The following is a 25,704-nucleotide window of genomic DNA, read 5'->3' as shown; positions in this document are numbered from 1 at the left end:
AGCCATGCCCGACACCCGCCAGCCCGGCCTCCTTCTCGTCACCGGCGGCGCCGGGTTCATCGGCTCGCAGATCGTGACGCAGGCGCAAGCTGACGGCTGGCGCGTGCGGATGCTGGACTCCCTGCGCTCCGACGTGCACCCGCCCACCAGCGGCTCCAGCGAGCAGTTCGATCCTACTGTCGAGTTCGTTCACGCCGACATCACCGACCCCCAGGCGGTGGCGGATGCCCTGCAGGGCGTCACGGCCGTCTGCCACCAGGCAGCGAAGGTGGGTCTCGGGGTCGACTTCGCCGATGCGCCGGACTATGTGGCCACCAACGAGCTCGGCACTGCGGTGTTGCTCGCCGCAATGGCCCGGCTGGGCATCCATCGCCTCGTTCTGGCTTCGTCGATGGTCGTATACGGCGAGGGAAGCTACACGCGGAGTGACCTGACTGGTATCGCAGCAACAAGCACTGCAGCAGCCAGCACTGCAGCAGCCAGCACTCAGGCAAGCAGCGTCACGATCCGCCCACCGGCCCGGCTCGTCGCCGACCTCGAGGCCGGGCGCTTCGACCCCATCGACCCGGAGACCGGTCAACCGCTGCTCCCCGCGCTGATCTTCGAAGACGACCCGCTCGACCCCCGCAACGTCTACGCGTCGAGCAAGCTCTCTCAGGAGTACCTCGCGGCCTCGTGGGCGCGCACCACGGGTGGCCACGCGATCGCGCTCCGCTACCACAACGTCTATGGCCCCGGTATGCCCCAGAACACTCCCTATGCCGGAGTCGCGTCGCTGTTCCGGTCGGCGATCGAGCGTGGTGAGGCCCCACAGGTCTTCGAAGACGGAGGCCAGCGACGGGACTTCGTGCACGTCGTCGATGTCGCGCGCGCCAACCTCGCGGCGCTCGCTCGCACGGCCTCTGCCGACTCTCCCGGATTCCGCGCCTACAACGTCGGCAGTGGAACCGTTCACACCATCGGCGACCTCGCAGCAGCCCTCAGCCGCAACTCCAGGGGGCTCCCCCCTGTCATCACCGGGCAGTTTCGGCTGGGCGACGTTCGGCACATCACCGCATCGTCGGATCGGCTTCGGGTCGAGCTGGGCTGGACACCGTCGGTGGAGTTCGAGGCGGGCATGCGGGAGTTCGCGACGGCTCCCCTCCGTGCGGCCGTGCAGCCTCCCACCGCGCCTGATTCTCTCGCACCCAGGACCCCTGCGCAGGCAACGTCTGCCGCGCACTCGACCAGTGTCGACGTCATCTTCCCGTGCCTGAATGAAGCCGCAGCCCTCCCCTGGGTCCTGGGCCGGCTCCCCGAGGGCTATCGCGCGATCGTGGTCGACAACGGATCGACCGATGGCTCCGCAGACGTCGCACGCGCCCTCGGTGCCCTCGTCATCACCGAGCCCCGTCGTGGGTTCGGGTCGGCCGCCCACGCGGGCCTGCTTGCCGCCACCGCCGAGCTCGTCGCCTTCTGCGACGCTGATGCGTCGATGGATCCGGCAGAGCTCCCCCGACTGGTCGCCCCAATTATCGAAGGCAGGGCCGACCTTGTTCTCGGACGTCGCAGGCCGACGGCGCGCGGCAGCTGGCCGGTTCACGCCCGGGTCGCGAACCGTGCACTCAGCACCCTCATCCGGGTGCGTGCCGGCATCCACCTTCACGATCTGGGCCCAATGCGCGTGGCGCGCCGCGAGCAGTTACTCGCCCTCGCGCTGGAAGACCGACGAAGCGGCTACCCTCTCGAAATGGTCCTCCGCTCGAATGCCTCCGGTCACACCATCCTCGAGCTCGACACCTCCTACTCGCCTCGCGTGGGCATCTCCAAGGTCACTGGTACCGTTCGCGGAACCATCAGCGCGATCTCCGACATGTCGGCGCTGCTCGCCCAGGTGAAGAAGCCGCGTTGAGGAGCCACTGCGTGTCCTCGACAAGACTGTGCGTTCGCTGAACGCAGCATCCACCCCAACCCATCCAACCCCCACGCGGCTCCGAACAAAGCGTGCAGGGGTGCTGACCGAGCAACTCCTGACACCACACTGAACTCTTCCCGCGCGTTCCCGATGCGAGAGGACGTTTCCGAGAATGGAGTCGCAGATGCTCACGATCATCGTCATCGCCAAGGAGTGCCTGCCCGGCAGGGTCAAGACCCGGCTCACGCCCGAACTCTCGTTCGAGCAGGCCGCCGCCGTGGCATCCGCCAGCCTTGCCGACACCCTCGACGCGATTCGAGCAGTGCCCGCGACCCGGAGAATCCTGGCCTTCGACGGCCGGCCCTCGTATGCTCCCGCCGAAGCGCACGGCTTCGAGATCATTCCCCAGGCAGACGGCGACCTGTCGGATCGCCTCGCCGCCATCTTCGACCAGTGCAGCGGGCCCACCCTGCTGGTCGGGATGGACACGCCCCAGGTCAATCGCCAGGTACTGGAGCCGGCCCTCGGCGACTGGAGCGGCGAACTCGACGCCTGGTTCGGCTTTGCGAGCGACGGAGGATTCTGGGCCCTCGCCCTGGCCGACCCCGACGGATCACTCATCCGAGGCGTACCGATGTCTCGGCCCGACACCGGGCGCCTGCAGCTCGAGCGACTGCTCGACGCCGGGCTCCGCGTGAAACTCCTGCCCGTGCTGACTGACGTCGACACCGTCGACGACGCTGCAGAAGTGGCCGAAATCGCGCCAGACGGGCGGTTCGCTGAGGCTGTCTCCCGAGCGTTCGCAGACAACCTGGTCGGTGCTCGTAGCGCCGCCGCGGCCTGATCGTGAGCATCACAGCACTGGTCGCACGCACGCCGGCACCGGTTGCACCGGTTGCCACCTTCGGCTCCGGTGGCGGCGATCCGTATGCGAGAGCGCTTCGAAGCGAGGGCCGTCTTCGCCTCGTACGTCAGGGAGCCGCATCAGGCGATGCAGACACCGCCTCCACCTCCTCCTCCACCGACACCACAACAACCACAACCACAACCACCCTCGACATCGCTCGCTGGCTGGCCAACGCCGACGCCACCGACATGAGTCTCATCGAAGAGGGCACAGGGCCGCTCCTTGACATCGGCTGTGGCCCAGGCCGAATGGTGCGTGCCGCGTCGGGCGTCGGCTATCGAGCCCTCGGCATCGACGTCTCGCAGGCCGCAATCGACCTGGCCTCGAGTTCAGGGGCTTCCGTTCTGAGGGCCAGTGTCTTCGATGAGCTTCCGCTCGAAGGCCGATGGATGACCGCCCTCCTCGTCGACGGCAACATCGGCATCGGCGGCGACCCCTCGCGCCTGCTTGCCCGTTGCGCCCAGTTGCTCGCTCCTGCGGGATGCGTGCTCGTCGAGGTGGAGAACGACCCTGCAGCCGACAGGAATTTCGACTGCACGGTCATCAGCGACGACGGGCACGCCAGCGACACGTTCCCCTGGGCCGAAATCGGCAGCCACGCGCTCGCCTCCCGCTCGGCGCAGGTGGGCCTGCGCCTGGTCGAATCGTGGAGCAGAGACGGCCGGAGCTTCTGCCGTCTGATACCCGCGCACTGATACCTGCAAACTGAGGATCTTCGTAGAATCCCCCGAGACAACCGATCAATTGCAGTCAATTGACACGCTCGTACGGCACCATGGTGAACTAACGACTCTGTCAAGCAACGATAGTGTCACGAAAGAATCGATCTGCCATTCACCGACAGGTCGATTCCACCGTCTCACCTGACTGCAGCGAAAGGTTTCTCGGCCGGCCCCCATGACCCACCACGACCAACCGCTGAAGCACAGCCGGCGAGCCCCGCAGAATCCGTTCGCCACTGTCGGCAGAATCGCCCTGGCCATCATCGTCGTTCTGGCGGTGAGTTCGACCTCCGTCGCAGCGATTGCCGTCTGGCAGACCGTGGGCCGAATCAAGCCGGGCATCCAGCTGGCCCAGCTCCCCGGTTCCACCGGCGTGGCCGTGCCGAGCGTCGGGGCCATCGAGGGCGAAGTCAACCTTCTTCTCGTGGGCACAGACACCCGAACGAACCAGGGCGGGGCGTTCTCCGACTCCGCCAACCAGGATGCGAGCTCGGGTCTCGGCAACAACGACGTCACCATGCTGCTTCATGTCTCGGCCGACCACACCAACGCCACGGTCGTGAGTTTTCCGCGCGACCTGATGGTGCCGGTGCCCGAGTGCCCCGACCCGAGCGGTGACGGTTCGACTGTGGATGCGACCGATCTCGCCATGTTCAACACCACACTTTCGCGCGGCGGCCTCTCGTGCACTGTGCTGACCGTCGAGAAGATGACGGGGCTCACGATTCCCTACGCCGCAGAGATCAGCTTCGACGGCGTCATCGCCATGTCGAACGCCGTCGGCGGAGTCACCGTCTGTCTCGCCACCGACGTCACCGACTCCTTCACCGGCCTCGATCTGAAGGCCGGAAACCAGACTCTCGTCGGCGACCAGGCCCTCGCCTTTGTGCGCAGCCGCCACGGTGTCGGCGACGGCAGCGACCTCGGGCGCATCAGCAACCAGCAGGTGTTCCTCTCGTCCCTCATGCGCAAGATCACCAGCGCCGGCGTGCTCACCAACCCCCTCACGCTCTACTCCCTCGCCAACGCGGCCGTCACGAACATGCAGCTCTCCACGACGCTCACCGACCCGACGGCGATGGTCGCCATCGCCCTCGCGCTCAAGAACATCAGTCTCAGCAGCATGGTCTTCGTCCAGTACCCCTCGGTGACAGATCCGGATGACGTGAACCGCGTCATCCCGAACAAATCGGCCGCGCTGCTGCTGAATACGGCGCTGCAGAACAACCAGCCGATCAGCCTGACCGGCGGCACCGGTGTCGCTGCAGAAGCCGACCCGTCCAGCACGAGCACGCCGACTCCCACCTCCACGGCCGATGCCACCGGCACCCCCACCGACTCAACCACTGGCACTGCCGCGCCGACGGACACGCCCACCCCGACCCCGAGCTCCACCGTCGTCTCCCTGCCGACGTCGGTCAGCGGCCAGACGGCAGCAGAGCAGACCTGTACGGTCGGCAACAATTAGGGCGTGTCTCGCGGTGAGTTCTTCGCCGTGTTGTCTGCCGGGTTGTTTGCCGAGTCGTCTGCCGGGTCGTCTGCCGGGTTGTTTGCCGAGCGCCGCGCGTAGACGACACTGGTGATCGCTGTCACAGCTGCGATCACGATCCACATCAGCCCAAGCCTCAGGCCGTAGTCCGACGGCAGGATCGTGGGGTTAGCGGTGCCCAGAGTCTTCGCATAGATCTCCGGCACGACGACGAGCGTGAGAATCGCGCCGACGATGACCGCACCCTGGACGATCAGCAGCACCCCGCGCCACACGCGGCGCGACTGGGCTGAGTGCGATTGCGCAGAGGAAGAAACAGACGCAGACGCTGGTCTCCGGCTGGCTCGTCGCACCAGCACGCTCGCCACGAGCACGAGGGGTGAGAGAACGGCGTCGTGCAGAATGATGGCCCCGAGCATCCAGAGGCCCACGCCGACGATCTGCACCGGGCTCTGCTTCGAGACCATCACCACGGCACCGAGAACGAGGCCGAGAACTCCGGCCCCGATCAGGATCGGGCGAGCGACGGTCATCGCTTTCGAAGACCGTGTGGCCATCGAACGTCCCACGGAATCGCTGTTCACAGCGCGCGAGTCCGCACTCATCACAGCACCTCCAGTGTGCTCAGCCACTTGGTCTGCAGCACGCCGGGCCGACCCGGAGCGATCATCCGCGCCGGGAACCCGTGGTCGATGTCGAGGGTCTCGCCGTTCAATTCGAGAGCAACAAGGGTGGACGGGTCACCCACGTACTCCGATCCCATCTGGGTCACGCGGTACCCGCCTTCCTTCTCGAGGCTCGTGATCCTGAGTGCCTGGCTGCCGGCCGCGGCGTCGTTGCCGACCACCTTCGCGACCAGCTCACTGAGACGCACGCCGCGCCAGGTGGCCATCTGGCTCCAGCCCTCCACACACGAGATGGGGAGGTCGACGGTGGTCTGCGGCAGGGCGAGCAGTTCCGCCCGGGTGAATCTCAGCGACTGGCTGGCGTTCGAGATGGTGAGCGCCCAATCCTGATTCATCGCGGTGCTGGTGACCTGGGCGGCGGCGGCGGTGCGGTTGACGGGCACCGCCTGCGGACCGATGCCCTTGACCCGGGGGGCGAAGGCATTCAGCGGGCTCAGCCACGCGAACGACTGCCCCGCCGTCAGTACCACCACGGCGGCGACCCCGGTACCGATCGTCGCAAGAAAGGCGCGGCGTCCGACGGGGTGCGGTTGGTGCGAAGGAGGCGCATCCGAGGAAAACGCCAGGTCCGGATCCTCGCCCGACCCGCCGTGCTCGGGTGCTGGCCGAGTCTGGTCCGCGGGCAGGGCGGGCTCTGGGGCCGGCCCGTCGATCCACGCGAAGATCCGCCCGGTGACCCCCGACACGGCACGGGCGCCGGGCACCGCAGCCAGACGGGAGGGCAGCGCGTCGATGAGCGGAGCATCCATCGTGTCTCGCTCGTCTTCGGTGAACGCGAGCTCTGGCGCGTAGCCGTCACGCTTTCGCCAGTACTGCGCGATGATCGGCAGCTTGACGCCGATGTGAATGGCCAGCGAACCGATGATCACGAACGAGAGAGCGAAGTGCACCTCGCGAAAACCGAACGGCCACGGGTAGAACTGGTACGTGTTGAGCAGGCCGATCGTGATCTCCACCAGCGACGCCCCGACGAAGAGGGCGATGGATGCCCGTTCCAGCACCGACCCGAGGCCGGTGATCGCGGGGGTCTCGAAGAGTTTCGGAAAGACGGTGTAGAGCTTGGCCAGAATCAACGGGAAGCAGGCGATGCCCGCGGTGATGTGCAGCCCCTGGCTGAACTGGTAGAGCTGGGCAGGACTGGTGGCGAAGTGCATCCACGGCAGCGGCTCCTGCAGGAAGTGGCTGTAGAGGCCCGTTGCGAAGCAGATCAGAAAGGCGCTGGCGAGCAGGCGACCGATGACGACGGCCAACCGGGGGTTGCGGGTGGGTGCGGCGACCGCACGTTGCATGTTCAACAGCACCCATCTCATGCACGGTGTTCGGAGCGGCGCTCCGTATCGGTGGGTGGCGCGTGCTAAACGTCGCGATTCAGCGCGGATGCGATGATTGCCGAGTGCACACACCTGCGGCAGCTGTCGTCGTCAACGACCGGCGAGCGATCATTCGAACAGGCATACTGGCACTCCTTCTCGCACTGATGGCTGGCGCTACGGCTCTGATGGTCGGCACGTTCGGGTACTTCGACCCTGCCAGTCCTGCAGCATCGACTGTGAGCGGGCAGGGTGTGGTCTGGGTGACGGCCGCGCTCTGGCTGCTCTTCGCGGCAGCGCTCTGGATAGTTCGAAAGGTGCCGGCACGCGCCGCAATCGTTCTCGTGCTCGCGGGCTCCGCCCTGCTGAGTGGCGCGGCGCTCGCGGGGCCACCCAACACCAGCACGGACTCGGCGCGCTATGCGTGGGACGGCATCGTCCAGAATCAGGGCATCTCGCCGTACGCCCACACGCCCGCCGATGATGCGCTCGCTCCCTTCCGCACATCGTGGCTCTTTCCCGACGCGGTGCCAGACAACGACAGCCACCCCCAATGCGAAGGGCCCCGAATCGAGCGCACGATCAGCGTTCCCTCCTTCACCGTTCTCTGCACGGCCATCAATCGCCCCCAGGTTCACACCATCTACCCCCCGGTAGCCGAGCTGTACTTCGCCGGAGTCCGGTTCGTCGTCGACCCGTCTGTCGAATACTGGCCGTTCCAGGTCACCGGCGCCCTCATCTCGGTTGCCATCTCGGGCCTCCTGGTGCTGACGCTTCTCCGTCGGAGGATGAATCCCCGCTGGGCGGCGATCTGGGCGTGGAGTCCGTTCGTCGCAGCCGAAGCCGTCACGAATTCGCACGTCGATGCACTGGCCGCTGTCCTGCTCCTGGCAGCAACGCTCCTGGTTGCCCGGTCTGCCCTGGCTGAGCAGGCGCGACACACAAGCGACGTGGATGCCCGGGGCGGGAGTGGTTCTCCATCGTGGCCAGGGGTGCACAGACGGCAGAACGTCGTACGCAGCGTGCAGGTGATCGCGGGCGGAGTGCTGTTCGGTCTCGCCGTCGCTGTCAAGCTGGTGCCGGTCATCGGCGCACCCGCTCTTCTCGGCCGACACCCCTTCAGAGTGGCCATCCCTGCCGCTTTCGCGTTCGTTGCGGTGTACGTCCCCTACGTTCTGGCAACGGGAATCGCGGTGATCGGGTTTCTGCCGGGCTACCTCTCCGAGGAGGGCTATGACGACGGCAGCCGCTTCGCACTGCTGTCGATCATCCTGCCCGGCTCTGCCGCCCTGGTTGTCGCTGCAGCGGTACTGCTGGTCACGGCTGTGTTGGTCTGGCGCCGAACGGACCCCGCAAACCCGTGGCTGGGGCAGGTTGTCATGATCGGCACCACGCTCCTGGTGGTGACGCCGCACTACTCCTGGTATGCCCTATTGCTCGTGCCGTTCATCGCACTCAGCGGTCGCTGGGAATGGCTGGCCGTTCCTGCTGCGCTCACGGCCGGGCTGCTGGTGCCCACGCTCCTCGTCGCTCGCGTGTCGTTCTCCCTGGCGATCGTCGTCGTGCTGGCCGGTCTCGCCCACCGCACCTACCGTCAGCGAGTGTATGGCCGCGCGCCCGCGTCCGCGCCGGTTGAGTAGCCCGCAGGGCACATCGAAACCCCGGCGAACCTGAGAGCCAGCTGAGTAGAAAAACCGATACCAACCCGATTCGGGGAGGGAACCGAACTCATAGCGTCAGGCAATCACACCGACAAACCAGGTTCCTCACGGCACCGGATCTCCTGTGAGAGGGCGACTTGTTCGCACGGCTCACAGCGGTATTCGGCGTGCGCGGAACACCTACAGAAACGGAATCTCTCATGCGCAAGCTCACCACCGCTGTTCTGGCCGTCGCCGCAACCGGCGCACTCGCCTTCTCGCTCGCCGCCTGCTCGTCAACCTCGAGCACGACCAGCTCCTCGCCGGCCGCATCGACGTCGTCGACGCCCACCCCGGTCGCCTCGATTCCCGCCCTCAGCGGTGTCGACACCGAGGTCACCGTTGACGCAGGCTTCCTCGCAGCCCTCAAGACACTCGGCCTCACGCCGGGCGTGGTGGGAACCGCAACGCTCTCCAGCGCCGGCGTGCTCGCCTTCCCGATCACCGGTGGCAACGTGAAGTACTACGACCCGTCGCAGTCCTACCGCCCGTACGTCCAGGGCAGCATCAAGCACGAGGGTTCGGGCCTCAGCCTCTCCGCCGGCGGCACCGAGGTCGACCTGACCAACTTCACCATCGACCCGGGCACCTCGAAGCTCTACGGTGATGTGTCAGCCAACGGCGCTTCCGTCGTCAAGCAGGCCTTCCTCTTCGACCTCGACGGTTCGACGCTGAAGCCCCTGCAGACCGGCCCGAACAACACGGCCATCCTCGAGGGCACCACGGTTCACATCTCCGCTGATGCTGCTGCCCTGCTGAACAAGACCTACAACACCACCGCCGTCAAGGAAGGCCTCCTCGTCGGAGTCGCCAAGATCACGGTCAACACCAAGTAGTTCGCTTCTCGCTTCATTCGCAGCATTCACAGATGGCCTCCCCGCCTCGCGGGTGGGCCATCTGTGCGTTAAGGCCACCACATCTGCAGATTCCGCCGCCCGAAAGAATTCAAGCCGGACTTTTGCTTCATCTGAAAGCAATTCACGGCCAATCTGTTGCGTCACGCCAAGGATTCCCGCGTCTGGATCAGAGGCACTTTCTGGGTGTGTTAAGACTTGATACACAGCAACCACTCCCAGCACCTCCCAGAGAAAGAGTCACGCCTATGCCTTCATCGCTGAATCGCGCATCACTGGCCCGCACACGACTGGCCCGCACACAACTGGCCCGCACACGACTGATCGGCGTGACCGCGGCTCTCGCTGCGTCGGCCTTCGTGCTTGCCGGCTGCTCCGGCGGTTCGACCACCACGTCGGGAGCGACGGCGAGCGCCATCACCATCGGCACCACCGACAAGATCACCACGCTCGATCCGGCAGGTTCGTACGACAACGGCTCATTCGCCGTCATGAACCAGGTCTTTCCCTTCCTCATGAACAGCCCCTACGGCAGCCCCGATGTGAAACCCGACATCGCAGAATCGGCCACCTTCACGTCGCCGACGGAGTACACCGTCAAGCTCAAGACTGGTTTGAAGTTCGCCAACGGCGACGACCTCACCTCGTCTGACGTCAAGTTCAGCTTCGACCGCCAGCTCGCCATCGCCGATGCGAACGGCCCCTCCTCGCTGCTCGGCAACCTCGAAAGCACTGCGGCACCGGATGCCACGACCGTCGTCTTCACCCTGAAGCAGCCCAACGACCAGACCTTCGCCCAGGTGCTCTCGAGCCCGGCTGGCCCCATCGTCGACGAGCAGGTCTTCTCCCCCACCGCGCTCACCAACGACCAGGACATCGTCAAGGGAAACGCCTTCGCAGGCCAGTACGTGATCTCGAGTTACGACTTCAACAACACCATCCAGTACAAGGCGAACCCCAACTACCAGGGCCTGCTCGGCGCAGCCAAGACAGCCACGGTCAACGTCAAGTACTACGCAGAGTCGGCGAACCTCAAGCTCGACGTGCAACAGAACAACATCGACGTGGCGTTCCGCAGTCTGTCTGCCACCGACATCGACGACCTCAAGAAGAACACCAAGGTCAAGGTCGTCGACGGCCCCGGCGGCGAGATCCGGTACATCGTCTTCAACTTCAACACGCAGCCCTTCGGTTCGACCACAGCAGAAGCCGATCCTGCGAAGGCTCTTGCCGTTCGCCAGGCCGTCGCCGACCTCATCGACAGGGATGCGATCGCCACGCAGGTCTACAAGGGCACCTACACGCCGCTCTACTCGTACGTTCCCGCCGGGCTCACGGGTGCGACCGACGTTCTGAAGGGGCTCTACGGAGACGGCAGCGGCAAACCGAGCGCAGACAAGGCGAAGTCGACCCTCGCTGCCGCCGGAGTCACCGGCAAGGTGACCCTAAACCTGCAGTACGCCACCGAGCACTATGGCCCGTCGTCCGGTGACGAGTACGCACTCATCAAGGACCAGCTCGAATCGAGCGGTCTCTTCACCGTGAACCTCCAGTCCACGGACTACGTGCAGTACTCGAAGGACCGCGTCAAAGACCTGTACCCGGCGTACCAGCTCGGCTGGTTCCCCGACTACTCCGACGCAGACAACTACCTGACGCCGTTCTTCTCGAAGGACAACTTCCTTGCCAACCACTACGACAACACCGCGGTGCAGGACGAGATCATCCAGCAGGTCGGCGAGACCGACCAGGCCAAGCGCACCTCGGAGATCGAAGACATCCAGGCCAAGGTTGCGGCCGACCTGTCCACGATCCCGTTCCTGCAGGGCTCGCAGGTTGCCGTCGTCGGCTCGACCGTGAACGGAACCTCCGACACGCTCGACGCCTCGTTCAAGTTCCGTTACGGCGCCCTCTCCAAGGGCTGAGTTGAAGCCTGGCTACAACCGTCTGGTGTGAGTGGGGCGGCCCGATTCGTCGGGTCGCCCCACGAGCATGATCAGTCAGACCCGAACGAGAACCCGAACCCGAATTCCCGATCCCCGATTGGCACCGATGACAGCGACGATATCGACCATGGGTCCTGAGTCACCCGGCTCACCCACGCCCGGCACCTCGGCCGTCAGCCCGCGGTCCAAGTCGGCGGGTGGCGGGCTCGGCCGCTACATCGTCGTACGGTTCCTGCTGATCATCCCGACCATCTTCATTCTCGTCACACTGGTCTTCTTCCTGATGCGCTCGACAGGCGACCCGATCACGGCCGCGCTCGGCGGCAGACTGAGCGGCGCGCAGCTCCAGGAGCGGATCCACGCTGCGGGCTATGACCGGCCCATCCTGGTGCAGTACTTCGAATATCTCGGTCAGATCGTCACCGGCAACTTCGGCACGAGCATCAGCGACAACCGGCCGATAACGACAATTCTTCTGACCTACGGCGTCGCCACCCTCGAGCTGGCGTTCTACGCCCTCATCGTCGCCTTCATCGTCGGCATTCCCCTCGGAATGCTCGCGGCCTATCACCGAGACAAGGGGCAAGACGCCGCGCTCCGCGTCTTCGCCATCCTCTGCTACGCAACGCCGGTGTTCTTCGCGGGCATTCTTCTGAAGCTGGTGTTCTCGGTGTGGCTGAATGTTCTGCCGGTGGCCGGCCGGGCATCCACCAGCTCAGAGCTTGCGATGCAGTTCCTGCCCACCAAGACGGGTATCTACCTGATCGATGCCTTTCAGACCGGCGACCCGGCCGTCATCGCTGACGTTCTGAGCCACGCCGTGCTGCCCGCCATCACCCTCGGGCTCCTCACGGCGGGCATCTTTCTGAGGCTGGTTCGCACCAACGTCATCGGAACCCTCTCGACCGACTACGTCGACGCGGCCCGCTCCCGGGGTGTGAGCGAATACCGGCTCGTGCGAAAGCACGCCTACAAGCCGGCACTGATCCCGATCATCACCGTGATCGGGCTGCAGATCGCCCTGCTGCTCGGCGGTGCCGTGCTCACCGAGTCGACCTTCGAATGGAAGGGCCTCGGCTTCCAGCTCGCCCAGTACCTCGCGGCTCGCGACTTCGTCGCAGTGCAGGGCATCGTCGCCCTGCTGGCGGTGATCGTCGCGCTGACCAACTTCATCGTCGACGTCATCGCCGCGCTGATCGACCCGAGAGTGAGGTACTGACATGGCTGCCAGCAAACGCCTCTTCTCAGGCCTACCCGTCGTGCACCAGCTCCGGCAGAGCGTCGGCCTGCAGCGAGGGATGCTCGTCGCCGGCCTGATTCTCACGGCAGTCTTCATCGTGTGCGCCGTGTTCGCCCAATGGATAGCCCCCTACGGTTTCGCACAGCTGAGGGGCCCGGACGGCCCCTTCGGCGCCCAGCTGCCCCCGAGCCCCGAGCACATCTGGGGCACGACGGTCGGCGGCTACGACGTGTTCTCCCGGGTCATCTGGGGAGCACAGACGGCGCTCGAGGTGATGGTGGTCGCGGTCATCCTCTCGATCTTCGCCGGAGTGCTTCTGGGACTCGTTTCCGGGTATTTCGGCGGCTGGCTCGACCGGATCCTCGTCGTTCTGGCAGACGCGATCTACGCTTTCCCGTCGCTGCTGCTCGCGATCGTCATGTCGATCGTGATCTCCGGGGGCCAGTCGAGCCTGTACGGCGGTATTCTCGCCGCCGCCATCTCGATCACCGTCGTCTACATTCCGCAGTACTTCCGGGTGATCCGCGCGGAGACGGTGCGCATCAAGGGCGAGGCATTTGTCGAATCGGCCAAGGTCATGGGCGCTTCGAACACACGCATCATGGTGCGGCACGTACTCCGCAACTCCACCAGGACGCTTCCACTCATCTTCACGCTCAACGCCTCTGAAGCCGTTCTCACACTCGCGGGGCTCGGCTTTCTCGGCTTCGGAATCGAACCGACTTCTGCCGCAGAATGGGGTTACGACCTCAACAAGTCACTCTCGGATGTGACGAGCGGCATCTGGTGGACCGCCGTGTTCCCAGGGCTTGCCATCGTGCTGTCGGTGCTCGGCGTCACGCTCGTTGGCGAGAGCCTGAACGACCTGGCCGACCCGCGCCTCCGCGGTCGCCGCGCCGTGGCCGCTGCCGCCGGCGACGTCGCCCAGACCTCCGTGGTTCCCGGAGGTTCGCTCGATGCGGGCCCAGGCGGGCTGGGCGGGCTCGAAGGTGGAGCGCTGTTCGATGACAGCGCCGAAGCCGTTCACACAGAAGGTGGGCGGAAATCATGAATGCGCGGGATCTCCAGAACCAGAATCAGAATCAGAATCGGAATCAGAATCAGAATCGTGAGGCAGGGCCAGGCGACAACCGGCCTGTCGTCGACATCCGCAACCTCGAGGTCTCCTTCGCAACCGACGCCGGTGCCATCAAAGCCGTCGACGGAGTGAGTCTCTCGGTCGCAGCCGGCGAGGTGCTCGCGATCGTCGGAGAGAGCGGCTCCGGCAAGACCGTCACGGCGAAGACGATCCTCGGCCTCCTCCCCGAGACCGCGACTGCGCGCGGTGCCGTAATTCTTGCCAGGCGCGGCGGCAACGCCAATCGGGACACTGTCACGAACGACGTGATCTCGCTGTCGAAGAAACAGCTGCGGGGCATCCGTGGCTCTGACGCCGCGATGGTCTTCCAAGAGCCATCGACGGCGCTCAACCCCGTCTACACCGTCGGCTGGCAGATCGCCGAGGGGCTTCGCGCGCACGGAAAGTACTCACGCGCCGAGGCGAAGGCGAAGGCCATCGAGATTCTCGGTCGGGTCGGAATACCCGACCCCGATACGAGGGTGAACTACTACCCGCACCAGTTCTCGGGCGGCCAGAAGCAGCGCGTCGTCATCGCGCAGGCCCTTGTTCTCGACCCGGGGCTCATCGTCGCCGATGAACCGACAACGGCCCTGGATGTGACGGTGCAGGCCGAGATCCTCGACCTCCTGCGTCGATGCCGGGACGAGTTCGGCACCGCCATCGTGCTGATCACTCACAACATGGGCGTCGTGGCCGACCTCGCCGACCGCGTAGCGGTCATGTACCAGGGCAGAGTCGTCGAAGAGGCCGACGCTGTGACGTTGTTCTCGAACCCGAAGAACGAGTACACGAAATCCCTGTTGGCGTCGGTTCCCCACGTCGGCCAGGGAGCCCTGCAGACCGCAGAACGCGCCTCTGCCCGCCTGGCAGATTGGCAGGATGCCACCCCTGTCGTGGTTGCAGACCAGCTCGGCATCCAGTACCCCGGCCGGCTCGGTCGAGGCGGATTCGTCGCCGTCGACGGCGTCAGTTTCGAGATCCGTGCGGGCGAAGTGCTCGGCCTGGTCGGCGAGAGCGGATCGGGAAAGACCACCATCGGCCGCGCGATAGCCGGTCTCACCCGGGTCACCGGTGGGTCACTCACCGTGCTGGGACACGAGATGAACGGCGTTCGCGAACGAACGTTCAAGAAGTCACGGCGCGACATCGGGTTTGTCTTTCAGGACCCGGCGTCGAGCTTCAACCCGCTGCTCACCATCGCCGAGTGCGTCGCAGAACCGTTGATCGTGCACGGCGTCGCACGCAACCCGGGCGATGCCCGCAGACGTGTCGACGAGCTCCTCGAGGCCGTGCAGTTGCCGAAGGCCTTCGGTGACCGCTACCCGCACGAGCTGAGCGGCGGCCAGCGCCAGCGCGCCAGCCTCGCCCGCGCCCTGGCCCTTGAACCGACCCTCCTGATCGCCGACGAGCCCACGTCTGCGCTCGATGTCTCCGTGCAGGCCAGGGTGCTCGAGCTCTTCGCCGAACTGCAACGCGAATTCGGGTTCGCCGCACTGTTCATCAGCCACGACCTCGCCGTTGTCGACCTGCTCGCCGACCGGATCGCCGTGCTCTACAAGGGCAAGCTGGTCGAAGAGGGAACAGGCGCCGAGGTACTCGGTGCCCCCCAGCATCCCTACACCCAGCGCCTCCTCGCGTCACTGCCCGTTCCCGACCCGATCGAGCAGGCAAAGCGGCGGGATGCCCTGCGAGCCCTGCGCGCAGCCGAGTAGCGGGCGGCATACCCGTACGGGTCAGCAGAGACATCAGCAGAGACATCAGCAGAGACATATGGGTCAGAATGTAAGGGCGAACACCCACTCTGAACGCAGAATCGAGAAGTTCCGTGAGTAGCAGCCCCATCATTGGCAACTCAACAAGCAAGCGAGTGCAGCTGGGTTCACCCGGCGAGTACTTCGAAGCGTACCTCGCGTCTCCAGACCTCCCTGCCACCCAGATCAAGGGCGCGGTCATCGTCATCCACGAGGTCTGGGGTCTCGTCGATCACATCGAAAGCATCGCCGATCGCTATGCCGCCGAAGGCTACATCGCGCTGGCTCCCGACCTGATGGGCGCCCTGGCGGTGAGCGCCGAAGACGCCTCCGTGCTGCAGCAGCAGTTGTTCGCAGAAGACCCCGAGGTGCGCACTGCGGCCCAGCCACGACTGCGTGAGCTGATGGCCCCCGTCGCTGTTCCGGAGTTCGCCGCCTCGGCCATCACAAAGCTCGTCCAGTGTGTCGACTACCTCGAAGCACTGCAGGGCGTCGACGGCCGGGTCGGCGTCACCGGCTTCTGCTTCGGAGGCAGCTACGCGTTCAGTCTCGCGGTCGCCGATTCGAGGGTCCGGGCATCCGTGCCGTTCTACGGTTACGCCAACTTCACCAACGAACTGCTCAGAGAGATCGACTGCCCAGTGCTCTATTTCGTCGGCGAAGACGACCACACGCTGTTCTCCGCGGTGCCAGCGCTCTCCACGCAGATGAGGGAATCCGGTGTGGATTTCGAGGCCGTCAGTTACCCCGGTGCCGCACATGCGTTCTTCAACGACTCGAACCCGGCTGCCTACCGTGAAGGGCCGGCCGCCGACTCCTGGGTGAGGAGCCTGGAGTTCTTCGCTTCACATCTCCCTGCTGACATCTCCCCGGCTGACACCTCCCCCGCAATGTGAAGCGCCGCGATGCCCGGTCGAATTGAACACCAACCCGAGCCACAGGGCGAGTCCCGGCTCGATTCTGAGCTCGATTCTGCGCTCGATTCTGCGCTCGAACCTCGACCGGAGCCCACGCCGCAACCCGCAACGCGACACAGCGACCCTCGCCGAGCATGGCACTCCGCCAGCAGCTCAGCCAGAAGACTCCTCGGCAAGACACTGAAACCGCCGGTTCCCCTCGACCCGGATGCGGCCGAGATCGCAGCGGCGACGAAGGACACAGCGATCCTCACAATGCTCCGCACTCTCGGAGTGGCGATGCTCGCGTCGAGCCAGGCCACCAACGACGTCGAATCGACGCTGTACGAGATCGCCGCGACCTACAAGCTGACGGGCATCCGGATCGCCGTCTTGCCCACCATGGTCATCCTGCAGCTCGATGCCATCGCCGGACCCGGCGAAAGCCCGGTGACGGGGTCGATCTCGCTCGAGACCGGGGCGCAACGCATCGTGCTCGGCCACACCGATTCGCGCCACCAGCGCGGTCCCGGTTCTGGTGCTGGTGTGCCCAGACCAGGTGCGCCCAGACCCGGCGAGCCGGGGATCGCCCGCGCGGGCCGCACCGACCTCGACACCGTCTCGACGGTTTCGATCCGGCTCGACCAGGCCGCAGCGATCGAGCGGCTCGTGAACGATGCACGCAGAGGCACTCTGAATCCCGACGATGCGCTCGACCGTCTCGCCGCGATCAGGGCAGCGCCGCCGCGCTTCGGGCCATGGATGACCGTGCTGGGCCACACCGTGCTCTGTCTCGGTTTCGGGCTGACGCTGAATCCCACCGTCGCCGCACTGCCTGCCTACGTTCTACTGGGTGCGCTGGTTGGTGTGCTGCTGTTGCTCGGCCGACGCCTGCCCACAGTGGCGAGCGCGATGCCGGTGTTCGCGGCGTTCATCGTCACCGTCGTCACCTCTCTCTTTCTCGCAAATGCCGTCGGCGACGACCCACTGAAGCTCATCGCCCCGGCGCTGGTGAGTTTTCTGCCGGGGCTCACACTCACGGTTGCGTCGATCGAGCTCACCAGCAATCAGATCATCGCCGGGGCGAGTCGGATCGTCTACGGTGTGGCGCAGTTGCTCCTGCTTGCATTCGGAGTCATCGCCGGTCTCACGGTGACAGGCAACGTCACCGTGACGACGACGGGCCAGACCCTCGGCTGGTGGGCACCACTGGTGGGCGTAGCCTTCGTCGCGGTGGGCTTCCTGCTCTTTCTCTCAGCACCTCCCCGCGCACTGCTCTGGATCGTGGTTGCGCTGTTCGCATCGTATGGTGCCCAGGCCCTCGGCGCCATCGTCATCGGGCCCGAGCTGGCAGGGTTCGTCGGAGCTCTCGTCGTCGTGCCGCTCAGCCGCTTCTTCGCTCAATTCAGAACGGCGCCGCCCGCGACCGTCATGATGCTGGCCTCGTTCTGGCTGCTGGTGCCCGGCGCCCTGGGATTCATCGGGATCAACGAGGCCGCTGCGCAGACGGCTGTGAGCGGGGCTGCAGCCAGCGTCTCCACTCTCGTGACGACGGCGCTCTCGTTGTTCTCCATCGCCCTCGGCATCCTCGTGGGCACCGGCCTCACCCGCGACTTCGACAAGGCGAAGCGCCGTCGCGGCTGAGCCGGTGTTCTCCTGGACCGAGCGGAACTCAAAGCGAAGCTCACCCCTCTGCAGATCGCACGTGGGCGGCGGGCATCCCCGCAGCAGGAGTCATTCGACCTGGGGCACCAGGAACGCGTCGTTCACCAGACCTCGCACCCGAGGCAGCAGATCTGCGACCAACTCGGTCTCGTCCGCCTCGAGCAGGTGCGCAAGCGCCCCGATGATCTGGCCGAGAGCCAGGTCACCGTCGCATGCCCCCACCAGCGCCGCGAGCGCCGTATCCAGCGACACCGAGCGGGCGAATCCGCTTCCCTGTCGAAGCGTCATCACCGTGGGGTTCTCCTGGCCGGGCCAGTAGTGTCGCTCCTCGGTCACATCGTGTGCGTAGGTGACGGTCGAGCCGAGAAGCGCGTTGTCTGACTGCGCCGACTGCCAGTCGAAGCCCGCAAGGCTGGCCTCGAAGTACTGGCCGAGACCCGCAGGGTTCGAGCCGCGCGCGTCGGTGAGCCGTTCGAAACGGCGGAGGCGTGCGGCGTTGGTGCCTGAGGTGCTGGTGCCTGAGGTGCTGCTACCAGCGGTGCTCCTACCCACAGTGCTCCTACCCGCAGTGCTGCCACCCGAAGGCGGGGCGGCCCTTCGCCGCAGCAGCACGTAGCCGAATCCCACGCTCTTCACACTCCTGGAATCGAAATCGTCGAGCCAGGCCGCATAGAGTTCGTCGAATTCCTGTGTGCCCGGCCGCGTGCCACCATCACGAATCCACGTCTCTGCGTACTGCGCGGCATCCTGCAGTTCTCGCTCGATGACCCACGCGTCGAGATTCGTCTCGCTCGTCCACGCGCTCACCCGGTCGAGACCGTCAGAGGGCTCGACTGCACCTCCAGCTGCGCCTGCTCCCGCACTTCCCTCTCCGCCTGCGCCTTCGTTTGCGTTTGCGTTTGCGTTTGCGTTTGAACCTGCACCCGCACCCGCACCCGCACGATATTCCCAGTTCCCCAGCAGCTGGGCGACACCACCCTCTGCGAGGTGCTGCTCAGCCCCCCGGATGACCGCCGCAACCAGCGCGTCACCCACCAGCCCGGCATCCCGGTACTCATACAGCGGCACACCCTCCGTCCGCGGCGTGATGACGAACGGCGGATTCGACACGATCTGATCGAATCTCTCCCCCGCGACCGGCTCGTACAGGCTCCCGAGCCGGAATTCGATGTTGTCGATCGCGTTGAGCTCGGCGTTCAGCGCCGCTAGTTCCAGCGCCCGGGCCGAGATGTCGGTCGCCACCACCCGTTCGGCGTGTCGCGAAGCGTGCATGGCCTGGATGCCGCACCCCGTACCCAGATCGAGCACGCTGCCGACGTGGGTCGTGAGCATCAACCCGCTGAGGGTCATGGATGCTCCACCCACCCCCAGCACATGATCCACATCCAGCGGCCGCCCGAGCGCCGTCTCCCCCAGATCCGAGACGATCCACCAGCTCCCCGCCCCGAAGTTGTCGACAAAACTGTATGGACGAAGGTCGAGCCGCGCTGACACGAAGGCATGGTCGCCGGGCGCCGACTGGCCAGACGCAGGACCCACCAAGCCCAGCTGCTCAGCACCCCGGGATCCGAGCTGCGGAAGAGCATCATCCAATTGCTCGCGCGAGACCGGAACGTTCAGAACGAACACCGCGGCCAGCGTCTCCGCCTTCGACTGCACAACACCGTCGACCCGGCGCCGACGCAGCGCCCGAACGGCTGGCAACCTCTGCCCTCGAAAGAGCGCTGCGGCCGCCTCCTCCCCCCACAGCTCCCCCACAGTCTCAACGGTGAACGAGGAGGTGATCAGGTCTCGGCGCAGTCGGGCAATCAAGGGTGAACTCACCGATCCATTCAACTGCATCAGCACGGCCGGTGCGTCCCCTACAATCGACCCATGTACGCGGACGATGCCCCTTCTGCCCAGGCCGGCTACTCCCTCACACCCCAAGCACGCAAGCTCGGACTCAAACCAGCGATGCGAGTCTGCCTCGACGAAGCACCTCCCGGCTGGATGCTCGATTCTCCTCCGCCCGGCCTGCAATCAGTGCGCGTTCCCGTTCCTGCCGACCTGGTCGTTTCGTTCTTCAGGCATGCCACCGAACTACCCGATCGGCTGCCGGCACTCTCAACGAGCATCTTCCCCGCCGGAGCGCTGTGGATCGCCTGGCCCCGCAAGGCAGCCGGTCACACAAGTGACCTCGGCGACAGCGTGATCCGCGAAGCCGCGCTCACCTTCGGCATTGTCGACGTGAAGGTGGCCGCTCTCGACTCCGATTGGTCAGCGCTGAAATTCGTCTGGCGCGTGGAGAACCGAGTTCCGTGACACTGTCGGCGGCCTGCCTTAGGGTCTCTCCATGAAGCATTCAATTGTTCCTCCGTATCTTCTGGCCAAGATCGCCCAGGCCGACGAGCACGGAATGGCCGTTGCCGCCGCCGCCGCGCGGCGCGCACTTGAGGGCACGGAGCCCCTGCACGAAGAGCGCCGCCTCCACGCAACGGAGGTGCAGCAGTCCATCGCCAGCACTCTCCGTTCGACAGCGCAATCGACGGCCCAATCGACGGTCCGATCGAGCGCTCACCCGGCTATCCCCCCGGTCGTGCACCACGTCGTCCCCCCGGTCGTGCACCGCACGATCTTCGACGCCCAGGGTGCCGAAAAGCTGCCCGGCAAAATCGTTCGCCGCGAGGGTCAATCGGCAACGGCAGATGTGACGGTCACCGAGGCGTACGACGGCCTCGGAGCTACTTTCGACCTCTTCAGCCAGGTGTTCGGGCGTGACTCGATCGACGGCAAGGGCCTGCCCCTGCTCGCCACGGTGCACTACGGGCGCGGCTACGACAATGCCTACTGGGACGGCGAACGAATGGTGTTCGGCGACGGTGACGGCGAAGTCTTCGGCCGTTTCACCGCCTCCGTCTCGGTGATCGGTCACGAACTGGCCCACGGTGTCACCCAGTTCAGCTCCGGGTTGGCCTACGAGGGCCAGTCCGGCGCCCTCAACGAGTCGTTCTCCGACGTGATGGGGGTGCTGGTCGAGCAGCACCAGAAGAACCAGACCGCCGCAGAAGCCAGCTGGCTCGTCGGCGAGGGGCTCTTCACCCCCGCAGTGCAGGGCACTGCGCTCCGGTCGATGACTGCTCCCGGCACGGCATACGACGACGACGTGCTCGGCAAGGACCCGCAGCCAGCCGACATGGCGCACTACGTGAAGACGACCGACGACAACGGCGGGGTGCACCTGAATTCGGGCATCCCCAACCGGGCTTTTTCACTCGCCGCCCTGGAACTCGGCGGCTTCGCCTGGGAGCGCGCAGGCCAGATCTGGTACGACACCATGACAGCAGCGAGCGCGCCCACCCTCCTGCCTGCCGCTGCCGACTTCGCCACCTTCGCCAGAGCGACCGTGGGGGCCGCAACTCTCCGCTACGGAGCCGCTTCACCAGAGGCAGACGCCGTTGGCGCAGCATGGGTGAAAGTGGGAGTCTTGAAGAGTGGTTCACACACCTGAAACCCCAGAGACCCGTGCCCAACCGCCTGAGGCTCCGAAGCTTCGAGTCTCCATCGTGCGCTCGGGCGGTTTCGCGGGCCTGAACCGCACCTGGACAGCAGAGGCGACCAGCGAAGCCGATATCAGCGCCTGGAGCGCTCTGCTCGATCAGTGTTCTTGGCGCGGGGCCGACACCCCCGGCGCAGGCGCGAGTGTCGGCCCCAATGCCGGCCCCAGCGCAAGCCCTGTCCCCGACCGCTTCAGCTACCGAATCAGCGTTTCAGTCTCAACCAACAACACAGCCTCGACGAACGACACAGTCTCGACCAACAACACAGTCTCAACCACCAATACAGTGCAGCCGGAGCGCAGTGCCGTGTTGGCTGAATCCGAACTCAACGGCCCCTGGCGTCAGCTGCTCGACCGTGTGCAGAGCGCCGAATAAATAAAGAACGAGCGCCGAACAAATACAGCCATGTTTCGGGTTCGTGAAGGTTTGTGTGCGATTCGCCCGCCGGCACCTCGACGCTGCCAGTATCTCGAATGTGATCACCTCTGACGACGAAAACGACCACCTCGACACCTCCGACGCCATCGCACCCCACGTGGTCGTCCTGTTCGGCGCAACCGGCGACCTCGCACGGCGAAAGCTGATCCCCGGCCTCGCGCACCTCATTCTGTCGTCGCTGGCCCCGAGCATGCCCTGGCCGAAGCCGTGCGCGACGCAGAAGACCTGCTCGGGGCAGGCGCTAGGCGACTGCACTACCTGAGCGTTCCGCCCAAGGCCGCCCTCGCGGTGGTGCGGATGCTGTCCGACGCCGATCTCGTCGACCACTCCCGCATCATCATGGAGAAGCCTTTCGGCACCGACCTAGCGAGCGCCGTCGAGGTCAACGCCAAGCTGCACGAGACCTTCTTCGAGAACCAGATCTTTCGGATCGATCACTTTCTGGGCAAGGAGCCTGCCCAGAACATCCTCGCGTTCCGTTTCGCCAACGGGCTCTTCGAACCCATCTGGAACCGAAACTTCATCGCGCACGTGCAGATCGATGTGCCAGAGACACTCGGCCTCGATCGGCGCGCAGAGTACTACGAGTCAACCGGTGCCTTCAAAGACATGGTCGTCACGCACCTCTTCCAGATTCTCGCGTTCATGGCGATGGAGCCACCGACTGCTCTCGAACCGCGGGCGATCAGCGAGGAGAAGAACAAGGTCTTCCGCTCGATGCGGCCGATCGACCCGGATGCGAGGCGACCACACGCTGTGCACGACCGCAGAGGGCATCGAGCGCCTCTGGGAGATCTCCAGACCACTGCTAGAAGACCCACCTCCCGTGCGCACGTACGCGCCCGGGACCTGGGGGCCGAACGCCATCCACCAGCTGATCGCCCCGAACGCCTGGCGGCTGCCGTTCGAGCGCGCGTGGCGGCCCTCGAAACAGTAGGGCCAGAACCAACGTTAGCCAAAACCACCAGGGCAGCAGGAACGACAGCCCGAGCTACGCCGGCTCGTCGTCCGCCAGCGCGTCGAGCGTCTGGATCACCGAGTCGAGCGCGTTCAGCAGGTTGTGGATCGACTGGCGCTCAGGGGTGTCTGCTTCGAACTTCTGGATGTCGTACGCAGCAAGACTGGCGTGTTCGCGGGCGGTCTTCAGGTAGGCCTGTGCTTTGAGGTTGGACATGGTGCCACTGTATGCCTGCCTCGCGGGCAGTGGAAGTGACTTTGTGCCCGAATAAACTCTCCCTATGCCAGCTGCCCGGCCACGCCCCCAGCCACCACTTGCGAGGCTTCGCCTGCGCCCAGTGCTTCCGAGAGACAGACACGAGGCCCACCGGGCCGCGAGTTCGCTCGAACTGTTCTTCGATCTCGTCTTCGTGGTCGCCGTCTCCTTCGCATCCGTGTCGCTGCATACGCTCGAGGTCGAGCATCAGGCCTGGTCGGGACTGCTCAGCTACGCCATGGTGTTCTTTGCCATCTGGTGGGCCTGGATGAACTTCACCTGGTTCGCCACCGCCTTCGACAACGACGACTGGCTCTACCGGGTCACGACGATCGGGCAGATGGCCGGAGTGCTCGTCCTGGCGGCCGGGGTGCCGCAGTCGATGGAGCACGGAGACTTCGCACTCATCACCTTCGGTTATGTGATCATGCGGTTGGCCATGGTCAGCCAGTGGATCCGAGTCGCAGCAAATTCGCCCCGGTTCCGGATGACCGCACTCAAGTACGCCGCTGGCATCACCGTCGTCCAGCTCTTCTGGGTGCTGCGGCTGCTGTTGCCCGCTGAACTCGGCGTGCTGAGTTTCCTCGTGCTGGTCGCCGCGGAGGTTCTCGTTCCGATCTGGGCTGAACGCAAGACCGTCACGCCCTGGCACAGCCATCACATCGCAGAGCGGTACGGCCTGTTCACCCTGATCGTGCTCGGTGAGGGGCTGCTGGGCTCAGCCAACGCCATCATCAACGGAATGACAGATTCCGAACACGTTCTGCCCCTCATCGTGCTCGCGGCGAGCGGCCTCATCGTGGTCGCCGGCATGTGGTGGATCTACTTCGCGGTGCCTCAGCACTCGCGCCTGGGCAACCTGAGCCAATCGCTGAAATTCGGGTACTCGCACTATTTCATCTTCGCCGCCGCCGGTGCGGTTTCTGCGGGTATCGAGGTAGCAGTGGAGTTCTACGCCGGCCACACCGAACTCACCAGTACCGCCGCGTCGCTCACCTTCACCCTTCCCGTTGCGGTCTTCATCCTCGGCGTGTGGGCACTGGCGATCCGGCCGCGGAACCCTCTTGTTCGCGCACGCCGAACGGTCAACACGATCATCCCGGTCGCCGCGGTACTCATCGCTGTGAGCGCGTACACCCCCTGGTCAGCGATCATGACGGCCGCCATCGTGGTGCTGATCGTGATGACCCTTGTCGTGACGACCACTGACGAAGCTGAGACAGCTGAAGCAGCTGAAGCAGTTGAAACGGCTGACTGAACGGGAACGATATGGGCCGCCCCGCTGTTGTAACGGATATGACAGTTCCTGCTGAGCACATCGCTCTCTCTGTGCTCGACCTCGCCCCCATCGCACCCGGGCAGTCCGCCCGCGACAGCTTCGCCGCCAGCGTGGCACTGGCACAGACGGCAGAGAAACACGGCTACCGGCGCGTCTGGTACGCCGAGCACCACAACATGGCATCGATCGCGTCATCGGCCACGAGCATCCTGATCGGGCATGTCGCAGGCCAGACCTCGACCATTCGGCTCGGTGCCGGGGGAATTATGCTGCCGAATCACGCCCCCCTCACTATCGCCGAGCAGTTCGGCACCCTGGCGACCATGTACCCCGACCGTATCGACCTCGGCCTCGGCCGCGCCCCCGGCAGCGATCAGGTCACGATGCGGGCAATGCGCCGCGACGCGCAATCGTCAGACCAGTTCCCCGAGGACGTGCTCGAACTCCAGGGCTACCTGAGAGGCGAATCGCGTGTGCCCGGTGTGCAGGCCGTTCCCGGGGCCGGTACCGATGTGCCGCTCTACATTCTCGGGTCGTCGCTCTTCGGCGCCCAGCTCGCGGCCGCGTTCGGTCTGCCGTACGCCTTCGCTTCGCATTTCTCACCGGATGCCCTGCACGAAGCAGTCGCGATCTACCGCCGTGATTTCACCCCCTCGCGGCAGCTGGCCGAACCGCACGTCATCGCCGGCGTCAACGTCATCGCCGCCGATGACAGAGCGGATGCCCAGCAGCAGTTCATCACCACCCGCCGCGCCCGCGTTCGGGGAATGCTGTCACGTGGACCAGGCGGTGGATCAGTTGCTGGCCCGGCAACAGAGTACAGCGACGAGGAGATCGACCAGTTCCTGACCACCCCGAACGGCCGCGGCATCGCGAACATGATGAAGTACACCGTTGCGGGAACTCCCGACGACGTTCGCGATTACCTCGAGGCATTCGCGGTGTCAGCGCAGGCCGACGAACTCATCATCGGCTTCCAGTCGCAGAACATCGCCGACCGTCTTCGCTCCGTCGAGCTCACAGCCAACGCGATGCTGGGTGTCGCGGCTTAGGAG

At 65.3% G+C, this 25,704-nt stretch carries 23 protein-coding genes and 2 pseudogenes; 21 read left to right on the top strand and 4 right to left on the bottom strand.

Annotation, left to right across the window (positions count from 1 at the left end):
* Positions 1-4 precede the first annotated feature (4 nt).
* The 5 genes and pseudogenes from JOE66_RS17795 to JOE66_RS17460 form a co-directional block, all read left to right on the top strand.
* Positions 5-1,153: pseudogene (locus JOE66_RS17795) on the top strand (NAD-dependent epimerase/dehydratase family protein); the annotation flags it as partial.
* A complete protein-coding gene (locus JOE66_RS17790) occupies positions 1,154-1,891 on the top strand; it encodes a glycosyltransferase family 2 protein (protein ID WP_372435507.1) in 738 nt (245 codons plus the stop codon).
* Positions 1,892-2,078: 187 nt separating this feature from the next.
* Positions 2,079-2,738, top strand: coding sequence for a TIGR04282 family arsenosugar biosynthesis glycosyltransferase (locus tag JOE66_RS06005; RefSeq protein ID WP_205107654.1), 660 nt, complete (start codon positions 2,079-2,081; stop codon positions 2,736-2,738).
* 2 nt (positions 2,739-2,740) lie between these two features.
* Positions 2,741-3,496, top strand: coding sequence for a class I SAM-dependent methyltransferase (locus JOE66_RS06000; protein ID WP_307827074.1), 756 nt, complete (start codon positions 2,741-2,743; stop codon positions 3,494-3,496).
* A gap of 202 nt (positions 3,497-3,698) precedes the next feature.
* The gene (locus tag JOE66_RS17460) at positions 3,699-4,991 is read left to right on the top strand and encodes an LCP family protein (RefSeq protein WP_205107652.1); all 1,293 of its coding nucleotides are present in this window, start codon (positions 3,699-3,701) and stop codon (positions 4,989-4,991) included.
* Here JOE66_RS17460 and JOE66_RS05990 read toward each other — a convergent pair.
* Together JOE66_RS05990 and JOE66_RS05985 are read right to left on the bottom strand one after the other, a co-directional pair.
* Positions 4,988-5,569, bottom strand: a complete 582-nt coding sequence (locus JOE66_RS05990) for a hypothetical protein (RefSeq protein ID WP_205107650.1) — start codon at positions 5,567-5,569, stop codon at positions 4,988-4,990. The genes JOE66_RS17460 and JOE66_RS05990 overlap by 4 nt on opposite strands.
* Before the next feature lie 47 nt (positions 5,570-5,616).
* Positions 5,617-6,987 (bottom strand): molybdopterin-dependent oxidoreductase, encoded by a 1,371-nt coding sequence (locus tag JOE66_RS05985; RefSeq protein WP_239518241.1) that lies wholly within the window; start codon positions 6,985-6,987, stop codon positions 5,617-5,619.
* 104 nt (positions 6,988-7,091) lie between these two features.
* Here JOE66_RS05985 and JOE66_RS05980 point away from each other — a divergent pair, with 104 nt between their 5' ends.
* The 8 genes from JOE66_RS05980 to JOE66_RS05945 all read left to right on the top strand — a co-directional run bounded on the left by JOE66_RS05980 (position 7,092) and on the right by JOE66_RS05945 (position 18,159).
* On the top strand, positions 7,092-8,648 hold the full coding sequence (locus JOE66_RS05980; protein ID WP_205107646.1) for a glycosyltransferase 87 family protein: 1,557 nt from the start codon (positions 7,092-7,094) through the stop codon (positions 8,646-8,648).
* Between the two features lie 221 nt (positions 8,649-8,869).
* Entirely contained in the window at positions 8,870-9,544 is a 675-nt protein-coding gene (locus tag JOE66_RS05975; protein ID WP_205107644.1) for a hypothetical protein, read from the top strand.
* A gap of 266 nt (positions 9,545-9,810) precedes the next feature.
* On the top strand, positions 9,811-11,487 hold the full coding sequence (locus JOE66_RS05970) for an ABC transporter substrate-binding protein (protein ID WP_205107642.1): 1,677 nt from the start codon (positions 9,811-9,813) through the stop codon (positions 11,485-11,487).
* A gap of 148 nt (positions 11,488-11,635) precedes the next feature.
* The gene (locus tag JOE66_RS05965; RefSeq protein ID WP_239518240.1) at positions 11,636-12,727 is read left to right on the top strand and encodes an ABC transporter permease; all 1,092 of its coding nucleotides are present in this window, start codon (positions 11,636-11,638) and stop codon (positions 12,725-12,727) included.
* Between the two features lies 1 nt (position 12,728).
* Complete coding sequence (locus tag JOE66_RS05960) at positions 12,729-13,799, top strand: ABC transporter permease (protein ID WP_205107638.1); 1,071 nt, start codon at positions 12,729-12,731, stop codon at positions 13,797-13,799.
* Positions 13,796-15,580: a dipeptide ABC transporter ATP-binding protein gene (locus tag JOE66_RS05955; protein ID WP_205107636.1), complete on the top strand. Its 1,785-nt coding sequence runs from the start codon at positions 13,796-13,798 to the stop codon at positions 15,578-15,580. Before JOE66_RS05960 ends, JOE66_RS05955 begins: the two co-directional genes overlap by 4 nt.
* Positions 15,581-15,693: 113 nt before the next feature.
* Positions 15,694-16,515, top strand: a complete 822-nt coding sequence (locus JOE66_RS05950; protein WP_205107634.1) for a dienelactone hydrolase family protein — start codon at positions 15,694-15,696, stop codon at positions 16,513-16,515.
* Positions 16,516-16,524: 9 nt separating this feature from the next.
* Positions 16,525-18,159: a threonine/serine exporter family protein gene (locus JOE66_RS05945; RefSeq protein WP_205107632.1), complete on the top strand. Its 1,635-nt coding sequence runs from the start codon at positions 16,525-16,527 to the stop codon at positions 18,157-18,159.
* Positions 18,160-18,249: 90 nt separating this feature from the next.
* Here JOE66_RS05945 and JOE66_RS05940 read toward each other — a convergent pair whose 3' ends face one another.
* Positions 18,250-20,022 carry a DUF7059 domain-containing protein gene (locus tag JOE66_RS05940; protein WP_205111667.1) on the bottom strand — a complete coding sequence of 591 codons (1,773 nt, stop codon included), beginning with the start codon at positions 20,020-20,022 and terminating at the stop codon, positions 18,250-18,252.
* A 33-nt stretch (positions 20,023-20,055) separates the two neighbouring features.
* On the opposite strand from JOE66_RS05940, the gene JOE66_RS05935 reads away from it, so the two are divergent.
* The 6 genes and pseudogenes from JOE66_RS05935 to JOE66_RS17585 all read left to right on the top strand — a co-directional run bounded on the left by JOE66_RS05935 (position 20,056) and on the right by JOE66_RS17585 (position 23,094).
* On the top strand, positions 20,056-20,484 hold the full coding sequence (locus JOE66_RS05935) for a DUF3052 family protein (protein WP_205107630.1): 429 nt from the start codon (positions 20,056-20,058) through the stop codon (positions 20,482-20,484).
* Positions 20,485-20,515: 31 nt separating this feature from the next.
* Positions 20,516-21,670, top strand: a complete 1,155-nt coding sequence (locus tag JOE66_RS05930; protein WP_205107628.1) for a M4 family metallopeptidase — start codon at positions 20,516-20,518, stop codon at positions 21,668-21,670.
* Complete coding sequence (locus JOE66_RS05925) at positions 21,654-22,094, top strand: protealysin inhibitor emfourin (RefSeq protein ID WP_205107626.1); 441 nt, start codon at positions 21,654-21,656, stop codon at positions 22,092-22,094. The genes JOE66_RS05930 and JOE66_RS05925 overlap by 17 nt, the downstream gene beginning before the upstream one ends.
* Before the next feature lie 55 nt (positions 22,095-22,149).
* The gene (locus tag JOE66_RS17595) at positions 22,150-22,419 is read left to right on the top strand and encodes a hypothetical protein (protein ID WP_307827072.1); all 270 of its coding nucleotides are present in this window, start codon (positions 22,150-22,152) and stop codon (positions 22,417-22,419) included.
* Positions 22,365-22,853, top strand: a pseudogene (locus JOE66_RS17590) (glucose-6-phosphate dehydrogenase); the annotation flags it as partial. The gene JOE66_RS17595 and the pseudogene JOE66_RS17590, both read left to right, overlap by 55 nt.
* Positions 22,854-22,893: 40 nt before the next feature.
* The gene (locus JOE66_RS17585; RefSeq protein ID WP_239518239.1) at positions 22,894-23,094 is read left to right on the top strand and encodes a hypothetical protein; all 201 of its coding nucleotides are present in this window, start codon (positions 22,894-22,896) and stop codon (positions 23,092-23,094) included.
* A 54-nt stretch (positions 23,095-23,148) separates the two neighbouring features.
* On the opposite strand, the gene JOE66_RS05915 is transcribed toward JOE66_RS17585, so the two are convergent.
* On the bottom strand, positions 23,149-23,331 hold the full coding sequence (locus JOE66_RS05915; RefSeq protein WP_205107624.1) for a hypothetical protein: 183 nt from the start codon (positions 23,329-23,331) through the stop codon (positions 23,149-23,151).
* A gap of 121 nt (positions 23,332-23,452) precedes the next feature.
* Between JOE66_RS05915 and JOE66_RS05910 the strand changes: the two genes are divergently transcribed.
* Positions 23,453-24,628: a low temperature requirement protein A gene (locus JOE66_RS05910; protein ID WP_307827071.1), complete on the top strand. Its 1,176-nt coding sequence runs from the start codon at positions 23,453-23,455 to the stop codon at positions 24,626-24,628.
* A gap of 38 nt (positions 24,629-24,666) precedes the next feature.
* Entirely contained in the window at positions 24,667-25,701 is a 1,035-nt protein-coding gene (locus JOE66_RS05905; RefSeq protein ID WP_205107621.1) for an LLM class flavin-dependent oxidoreductase, read from the top strand.
* Positions 25,702-25,704: the final 3 nt, after the last annotated feature.

It is taken from the genome of Subtercola frigoramans (assembly GCF_016907385.1).
GTDB lineage: Bacteria > Actinomycetota > Actinomycetes > Actinomycetales > Microbacteriaceae > Subtercola > Subtercola frigoramans.
The sequence above is the reverse complement of the archived record's forward strand: the minus strand, read 5'-3'. Positions and strand labels throughout refer to the sequence as shown.

What these genes read in the sequence shown, in the direction of transcription:
- JOE66_RS05970 (WP_205107642.1), top strand. Translation starts at nt 9,811, where the DNA reads ATGCCTTCATCGCTGAATCGCGCATCACTGGCCCGCACACGACTGGCC.
- JOE66_RS05930 (WP_205107628.1), top strand. Translation starts at nt 20,516, where the DNA reads ATGAAGCATTCAATTGTTCCTCCGTATCTTCTGGCCAAGATCGCCCAG.
- JOE66_RS17460 (WP_205107652.1), top strand. Translation starts at nt 3,699, where the DNA reads ATGACCCACCACGACCAACCGCTGAAGCACAGCCGGCGAGCCCCGCAG.
- JOE66_RS05915 (WP_205107624.1), bottom strand. Translation starts at nt 23,331, where the DNA reads ATGTCCAACCTCAAAGCACAGGCCTACCTGAAGACCGCCCGCGAACAC.
- JOE66_RS06005 (WP_205107654.1), top strand. Translation starts at nt 2,079, where the DNA reads ATGCTCACGATCATCGTCATCGCCAAGGAGTGCCTGCCCGGCAGGGTC.
- JOE66_RS05960 (WP_205107638.1), top strand. Translation starts at nt 12,729, where the DNA reads ATGGCTGCCAGCAAACGCCTCTTCTCAGGCCTACCCGTCGTGCACCAG.
- JOE66_RS05935 (WP_205107630.1), top strand. Translation starts at nt 20,056, where the DNA reads ATGTACGCGGACGATGCCCCTTCTGCCCAGGCCGGCTACTCCCTCACA.
- JOE66_RS05940 (WP_205111667.1), bottom strand. Translation starts at nt 20,022, where the DNA reads ATGCAGTTGAATGGATCGGTGAGTTCACCCTTGATTGCCCGACTGCGC.
- JOE66_RS05955 (WP_205107636.1), top strand. Translation starts at nt 13,796, where the DNA reads ATGAATGCGCGGGATCTCCAGAACCAGAATCAGAATCAGAATCGGAAT.
- JOE66_RS17585 (WP_239518239.1), top strand. Translation starts at nt 22,894, where the DNA reads ATGCGAGGCGACCACACGCTGTGCACGACCGCAGAGGGCATCGAGCGC.
- JOE66_RS05965 (WP_239518240.1), top strand. Translation starts at nt 11,636, where the DNA reads ATGGGTCCTGAGTCACCCGGCTCACCCACGCCCGGCACCTCGGCCGTC.
- JOE66_RS05905 (WP_205107621.1), top strand. Translation starts at nt 24,667, where the DNA reads ATGACAGTTCCTGCTGAGCACATCGCTCTCTCTGTGCTCGACCTCGCC.
- JOE66_RS05945 (WP_205107632.1), top strand. Translation starts at nt 16,525, where the DNA reads ATGCCCGGTCGAATTGAACACCAACCCGAGCCACAGGGCGAGTCCCGG.
- JOE66_RS05985 (WP_239518241.1), bottom strand. Translation starts at nt 6,987, where the DNA reads ATGCAACGTGCGGTCGCCGCACCCACCCGCAACCCCCGGTTGGCCGTC.
- JOE66_RS05990 (WP_205107650.1), bottom strand. Translation starts at nt 5,569, where the DNA reads ATGGCCACACGGTCTTCGAAAGCGATGACCGTCGCTCGCCCGATCCTG.
- JOE66_RS05975 (WP_205107644.1), top strand. Translation starts at nt 8,870, where the DNA reads ATGCGCAAGCTCACCACCGCTGTTCTGGCCGTCGCCGCAACCGGCGCA.